Origin of the sequence: Pseudomonas sp. FSL R10-1350 (assembly GCF_009600525.1) — a bacterium.
GTDB lineage: Bacteria > Pseudomonadota > Gammaproteobacteria > Pseudomonadales > Pseudomonadaceae > Aquipseudomonas > Aquipseudomonas helleri.
In genome coordinates this window covers 1-8,943 of record NZ_WIVR01000105.1, presented here as the reverse complement: position 1 = coordinate 8,943, position 8,943 = coordinate 1, and the positions used below count along the sequence as shown (strand labels likewise).

General features: G+C 56.4%; 9 protein-coding genes. 6 read left to right on the top strand and 3 right to left on the bottom strand.

Annotation, left to right across the window (positions count from 1 at the left end; all coding sequences use genetic code 11):
- Positions 1 to 352: DUF2076 domain-containing protein (locus tag GHO25_RS24650; protein ID WP_153393078.1), on the bottom strand; the 352-nt coding region annotated here is incomplete at its 3' end.
- Positions 353 to 527: 175 nt separating this feature from the next.
- Between GHO25_RS24650 and GHO25_RS24645 the strand changes: the two genes are divergently transcribed.
- Both GHO25_RS24645 and GHO25_RS24640 read left to right on the top strand, forming a co-directional pair.
- Positions 528 to 1,187 (top strand): YciC family protein, encoded by a 660-nt coding sequence (locus GHO25_RS24645; RefSeq protein WP_153393075.1) that lies wholly within the window; start codon positions 528 to 530, stop codon positions 1,185 to 1,187.
- Positions 1,188 to 1,277: 90 nt separating this feature from the next.
- Entirely contained in the window at positions 1,278 to 2,360 is a 1,083-nt protein-coding gene (locus GHO25_RS24640) for an endonuclease/exonuclease/phosphatase family protein (RefSeq protein ID WP_153393072.1), read from the top strand.
- Positions 2,361 to 2,427: 67 nt separating this feature from the next.
- Here GHO25_RS24640 and GHO25_RS24635 read toward each other — a convergent pair whose 3' ends face one another.
- On the bottom strand, positions 2,428 to 3,750 hold the full coding sequence (locus GHO25_RS24635; protein WP_048367504.1) for an MFS transporter: 1,323 nt from the start codon (positions 3,748 to 3,750) through the stop codon (positions 2,428 to 2,430).
- A gap of 443 nt (positions 3,751 to 4,193) precedes the next feature.
- Between GHO25_RS24635 and GHO25_RS24630 the strand changes: the two genes are divergently transcribed.
- The 4 genes from GHO25_RS24630 to GHO25_RS24615 all read left to right on the top strand — a co-directional run bounded on the left by GHO25_RS24630 (position 4,194) and on the right by GHO25_RS24615 (position 7,916).
- On the top strand, positions 4,194 to 5,081 hold the full coding sequence (locus tag GHO25_RS24630) for a LysR substrate-binding domain-containing protein (protein ID WP_048367506.1): 888 nt from the start codon (positions 4,194 to 4,196) through the stop codon (positions 5,079 to 5,081).
- A gap of 195 nt (positions 5,082 to 5,276) precedes the next feature.
- Positions 5,277 to 6,260 (top strand): DUF1852 domain-containing protein, encoded by a 984-nt coding sequence (locus GHO25_RS24625; RefSeq protein ID WP_153393070.1) that lies wholly within the window; start codon positions 5,277 to 5,279, stop codon positions 6,258 to 6,260.
- Positions 6,261 to 6,287: 27 nt separating this feature from the next.
- Positions 6,288 to 7,316 carry a methionine synthase gene (locus GHO25_RS24620; protein ID WP_048367510.1) on the top strand — a complete coding sequence of 343 codons (1,029 nt, stop codon included), beginning with the start codon at positions 6,288 to 6,290 and terminating at the stop codon, positions 7,314 to 7,316.
- Between the two features lie 90 nt (positions 7,317 to 7,406).
- Positions 7,407 to 7,916, top strand: a complete 510-nt coding sequence (locus GHO25_RS24615) for a flavin reductase family protein (protein ID WP_153393067.1) — start codon at positions 7,407 to 7,409, stop codon at positions 7,914 to 7,916.
- A 12-nt stretch (positions 7,917 to 7,928) separates the two neighbouring features.
- Here GHO25_RS24615 and GHO25_RS24610 read toward each other — a convergent pair.
- Positions 7,929 to 8,943, bottom strand: a 1,015-nt coding sequence (locus tag GHO25_RS24610) for an ATP-dependent helicase C-terminal domain-containing protein (RefSeq protein WP_306108781.1), incomplete at its 5' end; no start/stop codon positions are given.

Here is an 8,943-nt window from a genome sequence, read left to right as displayed (position 1 = left end):
GCGGGGCACTGAATGACTGGCTCGGTGCGGGTGCCGGAGCTGGCTCACGGCTGCCGCCACCAAACAGGCTGGACAGAAAACTGCCGCCCGTAGCGGCCGGCGCAGGTGCAGCCGCCGCAGCGCGGGCTTGCTGCAACTCGGCTTGCAGTTGTTTGTTCTGTTGGTCGAGCTGCTTGATCGCCGCCTCTTGCACCAGAATTGCTTGGGTCATGAAATACGTCGCCAACGGCTGGCGTGCAATGTGATCGTTGATCAGCGACTGCGCTTGCGCGTCTCGCGGGGCCGCCTCTCGTTCAGCCTGTTGCAACCGGGTAAATAGCCCGTCAATCAGGGTTTGCTCTTCGCTGTTCATGACGACCTCGTTCGATTGTCGAAAAATCTGCTAACCGCCCACTACAGTAGGCACTCAAAAGTTATGGGGACGTTACGAGAAGTTTCAATGAACCTTTACCCAGCTTTACATTTGCTAACCGTCGCGTGTCATCGGTTAAAGTGGCGGACTGTTTCCAGACTGCTGAAACCTGACAATGAATCCGCTTACCGTTCTTCGTGACTCTCTGTACTTCATCCAGCGCAACCTCGGCCAAGTCATCACCCTGTGCTTGCCCTTGGTGATTCTTGAAGCCGTGCTGCAATACGTTGTGGACGACGCGGTAGGCCCGAATGCGTCACAGGGCTACGCGCTCATCGTCGGCCTGCTGGTGTACTCGCTGTACACCGGGGCGCTGATTGTGTTCCTCGATGCCCGCAGCCGCGGCGAAAGCCCGAGCAACCGCGACGTGCTGGCCCGGGCGCTCAGCCTGTGGCCCAAGTTCACCCTGTTGGCCGCCATCAGCACGCTGTTGATTGTGCTGGGGCTGTCGATGTTCTTTATTCCTGGCATCTACCTCACCGTGGTTCTGGCGTTTTCCGAGTACAACCTGGTGCTGCGCGGTCAGCCACCGCTGACGGCCATCAAGTCGAGCCTGATCATGAGCCGCGGCCATTTCTGGCGGATCTTCGTCTGCATTCTGGCAGTCATGGGGCCTTTGCTTCTGCTCAAGCAACTGAGCTTTTCGCTGGTCCCTGAAGACACCAACGCGGTGGTGACGGTGGCACTGGAAAGCTTCAACAGCTTTTTGCAGTTGTTCCTCTCGGTGGTTCTGTTCCGGCTCTTTATGCTGATAAGCGAAAAGTCCGACGCATAACCAAGAAAATTTCCTATACCCAGAGCCTTGGGGGGCCGCGCTGCCGTCAGGTATGCTCGGCACCTCCTTCGCCCCTCATAAGCAGAGCCCATGCCACGTATACTGCGCCCCACTGTATTAGGTTTAGTGCTGAGCTCCGCGGTTGTGGCTGGCCTGATTTACAGCGTTACGTGGCGCCCGGACGCTAAAGAGGTGCTGGCAGTCAGTTGCCCTGTCGCCGCCCCCACGCTGGTGGCCGGGCAAGCGATCAAGATCATGACCTGGAACGTCCAGTACCTGGCCGGCAAGCGCTATGTGTTCTGGTACAACCTGATCGACGGCAGCGGCCCGGATGACCGCCCTACCCGTGAAGACATGGCCTTCAGCCTGGATGAAGTGGCGCGGGTGATTCGTGATGAGCAGCCCGACCTGATCCTGCTGCAAGACCTCGATGAAGAAGCCAAGGCCAGCGACTATCAAAACCAGCTCGCCCTGTTGCAGGAACGTCTGGTCGACCTCTACCCGTGCAGCACCCAGGCCTTTACCTGGAAAGCCGACTTTGTTCCCGACCGGCATATTTTCGGCAGCGTCGGCCGCAAGATCGTCACCCTCAGCCGTTACCAGATCGAACACGCCGAGCGTCTGCAATTGCCGGTGGCCGAGAGCAACCTGATCAGCCGTCAATTCCAGCCCAAGCCCGCCATGCTGGTCAGCTACCTGCCGCTCAATGACGGTGGGCAACTGGTGGCCATCAACACCCAGCTCGATGCTGCCACCCTCAACAACAGCAACCTCAAGCGCCAAATGCAAGCGGCGGCAGCGCTGGTCGACAAATATGAAAGCCAGGGCACGCCGTGGGTGATTGGCGGCAACTTCAACCTGCTGCCCATCGGCCAGTTCCTGCGCCTGCCCGCTGAACAGCGTCTGGGCTACTCGCCTGACAGCGAGCTGCATCTATTGTGGGAAAAGTACCCGATGCTCCCCAGCAATCCGGAAGCCACCGGCATCGACCGCGAGCAATGGCTGACCTTCTTCCCCAACAACCCCGCCGTCGGCGAGCCTGACCGCACCCTCGACTACCTGTTCTACAGCCCCAAACTGCAACGCGTTGAAGGCTATGTGCGCCAAGAAGACACCCAGGCCGTGTCAGATCACCTGCCGGTAGTCGGGCGATTCTTGCTGCCGGCTGACTGAGCAGGCACCACGAAAAAGGGGGGCGACCGTTACCGGTCGCCCCCCTTTTTTTATTGCTCGCAAATGATCAGTTGCGGGCTGCCAGTGCGCCATTCACTGGCTGGTCTTTCTTCGCTTTGCCACTGTCGGAAATGAAGATCACGGTGATCAGGATGCCAAACAGTGCAAGCCCGGCCAGCAGGTACAGACCGCTTTCGTAAGTGCCTGTCATTTCCTTGAGCGCGCCAATGATGCCAGGGCCAAAGAAACCACCCAGGTTGCCGACCGAGTTGATCAGGGCAATACCTGCCGCGGCACTGCTGCCACTCAGGTACAGCGCCGGCAGCGGCCAGAAAGGTCCTTTGGCGCCCATGATGCCAACCGTTGCTACACACATCGCGATGATGGCCATGTTACTGCCGGTCAGCCAACCCGCCGTGCCCAGGCCACCCGCGATAAACAACAGGGAAATGATGACGAAGGCGGTGCGCTTCTGGAAACGGTCCGACAGGAAGCCGATGGTCACCATGCCGATGCATCCGACGACGTAAGGGATAGCGGTGATCCAGCCGATGTCCATGCCGCTGAAGCCTTGCTGCTTGATGATCTGGGGCAAGAACATCGACAGGCCAATGTTGGCCGCCGTCGCGCAGAAGTAAATCATGCACAGGGCAAGGATTGACGGGTTGCAGAACACTTTCCACAGAGACGACTTTTCGTCCAGCGCGACAGGGTGCGCCTTGGCATCTTTATCCAGTTCGGACATCAACCACTGACGCTCTTCATCGCTCAGCCAGGACGCCTGCTTCGGCGAATCCGGCAGGTATTTGAGGACCACGCCGAACAACAGCACGCCCGGGATCCCTTCAATCAGGAAGAGCCACTGCCAGCCTTTGAGGCCCAGCGCGCCATCCAGTTGCAACAGCGCCGTCGAGACCGGAGCACCAATGGCCAACGAGATCGGGATGGAGAGCATGAAAATCGAGATGATGCGTGCGCGGTAACGCACCGGGAACCAGTAGGTGAGGTACAGAATGACCGCAGGGAAGAAGCCCGCTTCAGCCACACCCAGCAGGAAGCGCATGATCAGGAAGCTTTTTGGGCCCTGAACCAATGCCATGCAGGTGGCGATCAGCCCCCAAGTGAAGAGGATCCGGGCAATCCAGCGGCGCGCACCGACTTTCGCCATGAGCAGGTTGCTGGGTACTTCGAACAGGCAGTAACCGATGAAGAACAAACCCGCGCCCCAGCCATAAACGGCAGCGCTCAGGCCAATGTCAGCGTTCATCGTCAGGGCGGCAAAGCCCACGTTGACCCGATCCAGATAGGAAATGATGTACAGGCAGATCAGTAGCGGCAAGAGCCTCAGAAAGATCTTGCGTGTCACCTGCTTTTCAATGGCAGTGCTCATAGTTAAGAACTCTTATTTTTTTAGGCTTAATGGATATCGCGGTAAACCACTGTCTAACTAATCTGGCAAAACACCTCATCTGAATGAATCGTTCATGCGCCGGTTAGCTAGCAAACCGACGAGGCCTTTGACGCCATGCGCGATTGCAGTAAGGCGCGAAGATTGCCACAGCAAGGCTCACATCCAAACCGAGAAAAAATGCGTCTATACATGCAGAAAACACATGAATGAGATGTGCGGTAATTTTTCCTACAGGTGCTCGAGCGCCCCTCAAAAGCCTCTAAAACGGCGGTTTCAGACCATAAAACCATGATTTAAAGGGCCGAGTATTTGACCGTGCGGCTGTTCGCGCTGTGCTGATCAAGCAAATGTCGTATGCTGGCCCTTTGATTTAAAGCGCTGCTTTCCCACCCCGACCATCGATTTATTCACGCAGAGTCAGCATGAATCCTCGGACACTTAACCCCTCAATCTCTTCCTTGCTGGCGTTCGAAGCGTCTGCCCGACATGGCAGTTTCACGCGCGCGGCCGAAGAACTAAGCCTGTCTCAAAGTGCAGTTAGCCGACAAGTTCAGTCATTGGAAGAACTGCTGGGGGTTTTGCTCTTCGACAGAATTGGCAGGCACATTACGCTGACGGAAGTGGGTCGCATTTATTCCGTGGAAGTTGCCGGAGCGCTGGCTCGAATTCGCGATGCAACCATGCAAGCCCTTGCCTACCGAAGTGGCGGCGGGTCTTTGCATTTGGGCGTATTGCCGACGTTCGGCACCAAGTGGTTGTTGCCGCGCATGAGTGATTTTTATGCCAAACACCCCGAAATCCTTGTGCATATCCACTCGCGTGCGAGCACCGTCGACTTCACCACCACCGGGCTGGATGCCGCCATTTGTGTCGGTGAAGGGGTCTGGCACCATGTGGTCTCACACAAGCTTTTCGATGAGGAACTGGTCCCGCTGGTGGGCAGCAGCAATGCCGAGGCTGAGCGCTACACCTGCGCTGAAGACCTTCGTTCTGCACAGTTGCTGCAGGTCGCCCCGCGCCCGCACCTTTGGCTTGAGTGGTTCAAAATGCAGAACTGCCAACCTGGCCGGTTGAGGCTGGGCCCGCAATTCGAACTCACCACCCACCTGATCCAGGCGGTGTCATCGGGCATCGGGGTCGGGCTGTTGCCGCGTTTTCTGGTCAAGGACGAGTTGGCCAACAACACCCTGCGCATCCCTTTCGACTCCATTTCACCGACCGGTACGGCCTACTACCTGCTCATCCCCCCGCACAAGGCCAATCACCGGCCCATCGCGGTGTTCAAGGACTGGCTGATGGGCCAGCTGTAACCCGGCAAACCCTGCTGCCGCGGGCTCGGCAGCGCATCATGAGCATCACTAACGATTTGCTGAAATCAATTCATTATCTATCGCTGAACTTCTCGTCCAGAATGCCCCTTAATCAGAAACAACATAAAGATTATCAAGAGATAAACCAGAAAGCCCTGTTCTGGTTTATCTCTTCTATTAAGGCGTCAGATCATAATGAGCAGAGAATTCACATTTTCTATCAAGAGCATTCGCTTTGATGAAAACTATCAGCCTTCAAACACGACGCGCATTACGACCAACTTTGCTAACTTGGCGCGCGGCAAACATCGCCAAGAAAACTTGCGCAACACCTTGAAAATGATTAACAACCACTTCAATACGCTGGCGCATTGGGACAACCCAAAGGGCGACCGTTATGCAGTGGAACTTGAAATCATTTCGGTCGCCATGAGCCTTGATGCTGAGCACAGTGACAACGCCCTGCCACTGATTGAAATATTGAAAACCCATATTATCGATCAGCACACAAATGAGCGCATTGAAGGCATTGTAGGTAATAACTTTTCTTCTTATGTACGCGATTACGACTTTAGCGTGCTGTTGCTGGACCACAATAAAGGCCAATCAACGTTCAGCACACCGGCCAACTTTGGTGAGTTGCACGGCCAACTGTTCAAGTGCTTTGTTAATTCAAACACCTACAAAGAACATTTCAATAAACCGCCAGTGATCTGCCTGAGCGTGTCGAGCAGCCGGACCTACCTGCGCACGGAAAACCAGCACCCGGTGCTGGGCGTTGAATACCAGCAGGATGAATACTCCCTGACCGATGATTACTTCCAAAAAATGGGCTTGAAGGTGCGCTATTTCATGCCGCCGAACAGCGTGGCACCGCTGGCTTTTTACTTTGCCGGTGACTTGTTGGGTGATTACACCAACCTTGAACTGATCAGCACCATCAGCACGATGGATTCCTTCCAGAAGATCTATCGCCCTGAGATTTACAACGCCAACTCTGCCGCCGGCAAAGCCTATCAGCCGAGTTTGAAACATCAGGATTACTCACTGACGCGAATTGTTTACGACCGAGAAGAACGCAGCCGGTTGGCGATTGAACAAGGCACCTTTGTTGAAGAGCACTTTATCAAGCCGCACCACGCCATTCTTGAGCAGTGGTCCGCCCATTACGCTCTTTAACGACTTATTAAGACAAGGTTATCCACCATGAAAAAATTACTCCCTACTTCAACGGCCGGCAGTTTGCCGAAACCGTCCTGGCTAGCACAACCCGAAACACTGTGGTCGCCCTGGAAGTTGCAAGGTGAAGAACTTATTGAAGGCAAACAAGATGCCTTGTTACTGGCCCTGCAAGAACAACAGCACGCCGGTATTGATATCGTCAGTGATGGCGAACAAACACGCCAACACTTTGTCACCACGTTTATTGAACACCTCAGCGGCGTTGATTTTGAAAAGCGCGAAACTGTCAGGATTCGTGACCGTTACGACGCCAGCGTCCCTACCGTAGTAGGGGCTGTTGCGCGGCAAAAGCCGGTGTTTGTGGAAGACGCCAAGTTTTTGCGTCAACAGACCACGCAACCCATTAAATGGGCGCTGCCAGGTCCTATGACCATGATCGATACGCTGTACGACAACCACTATAAAAGCCGCGAAAAACTCGCCTGGGAATTCGCCAAAATCCTTAACCAGGAAGCCCTCGAACTGGAAGCCGCAGGCGTCGATATTATTCAGTTTGATGAACCCGCCTTTAACGTGTTCTTTGACGAAGTGAATGACTGGGGCGTGGCGACTTTAGAAAGAGCCATTGAAGGCCTCAAGTGTGAAACGGCTGTGCATATCTGCTACGGCTATGGCATCAAGGCCAACACCGACTGGAAAAAAACCTTGGGTTCAGAGTGGCGCCAATATGAAGAGGCGTTCCCCAAGCTGCAACAATCCAGCATCGACATCATTTCGCTGGAATGCCACAACTCCCACGTCCCCATGGACCTGCTGGAACTGATTCGCGGCAAGAAAGTGATGGTCGGCGCCATTGATGTGGCCTCGCACACCATCGAAACACCCGAGGAAGTGGCCAATACCCTGCGCAAGGCGCTGCAGTTTGTAGACGCCGACAAACTGTACCCATGCACCAACTGCGGCATGGCCCCGCTGCCACGTCACGTTGCACGCGGCAAGTTGCAAGCGTTGACGGCTGGCGCCGAGATCATCCGCAGAGAACTGTCGAAGTAAGCACTGCCTGCGGGCTTTAAACACGAGTAACGCCTGAAGTCAGCCCATTTAAGCGGGCGACTTCAGGCTTATCCCTATTCAGGACCCACCATGGCACTTCCTCGTACGGCGATCGAACCCTTGAGCTTTCGCGAAGCCCTCGGGCACTACGCATCCGGTATCACGGTGATTACCTCACACGTGGATGACGAGCCGATTGGCTTCACCTGCCAGTCGTTCTATAGCGTGTCGATGAGCCCACCGCTGGTGTCTTTCAGCGTCATGGCCAGTTCAGCCAGCTACCCGAGAATTCGTCAGGCGGGTCGGTTCGCGGTCAATATCCTGTCCGGCGAGCAGGTTGCGATTTCCAACCGGTTCGCGCGCAAAGGCACCGACAAATGGCACGGCGTCGACTGGCAACCATCGCCTCTGGGCAACCCGGTTATCGCAGGCAGCCTGCATTGGCTTGATTGCGAAATTCACGCCGAGCACGTCGCCGGTGATCACTTGATCGTGATCGGCGAAGTCAAAGCGTTAAACCTGCAAGAAACAGCGGCGACGCAGCCACTGCTGTATTTCAAAGGCCAGTACTGCAACCTCGCGGCCTTTGGCGCCGCGTGAAGGTTTAGGGTCTCAACTCTTTCTCGGCTTGGCCCTGGCCGTCGCTTCGGCCACTAACGGGTCATCAGGCCAGTAGTGTTTGGGGTAACGCCCTTTCAGGTCTTTTTTCACTTCGGCATAGGTGCTGCGCCAGAAGTTGGCCAGGTCTTGGGTAACTTGCACCGGGCGCCGGGCGGGTGACAGCAGGTGCAGTTTGACCACCTGCCGCCCGCCCGCGATGCGCGGGGTGTCTGCCAGGCCAAAGAGTTCTTGCAGGCGCACCGCAAGAATCGGCGGGTGCTCGCTGTAGTCCAGACGCACCGACGAACCCGAAGGTACTTTAATGTGCTGCGGTGCCAGCTCGTCAAGACGCTGGGGCAGCGGCCATTTGAGCAGGTTATGCACAATGCTCGACAGGTCGAGGTTGGCAAAATGGCTAAGCCGCGACACCCGCCCCAGGTACGGCCCCAGCCAGTCTTCAAGCCCGGCCAGCAACGCCGCATCGCTCACGTCCGGCCATTCGCTTTGGCCCTGCTTGCTCACATCGAGCTGACGCAGCAATGCCACCCGCGCTTGCCACTGCCGCAGTTCAGGCGTCCAGGGGAGTAATTCCAGGCCTTTGCGCCGCACCAGATTGACAAGCGCCTGAGTCCGTGACGCCTCATCGAGGCCAGTCAGGGGTTCACGACTTAATACCAGTTCGCCCACTTTTCGCTGACGTTCGGCGCGCAATACCCCTTCGCGCTCGTCCCAGTCCAACTGATCCGCAACGCTGACTTGCTCACTGAGCACACCGTCCAACAGCGCCGGATCAAACTCGGCGGCCAGATAAATGCGCTCTTCACGCTGGCCCTGACGACTGCCCAAATCGGCAACCACCAGCCACGGCTGTTTCATCAAGCCGTCGACTTCGCTGAACAACGCCGCCCGGCCATTGGCCAGCCGGTATTCGGCGCCGCCGGGCTTGCGCTGTTGCGCGATGCGATCGGGATAGGCCAGCGCCAGCAAGGCGCCCAGCCAACGCGAATGATCGGGGTCGGCCACCGGC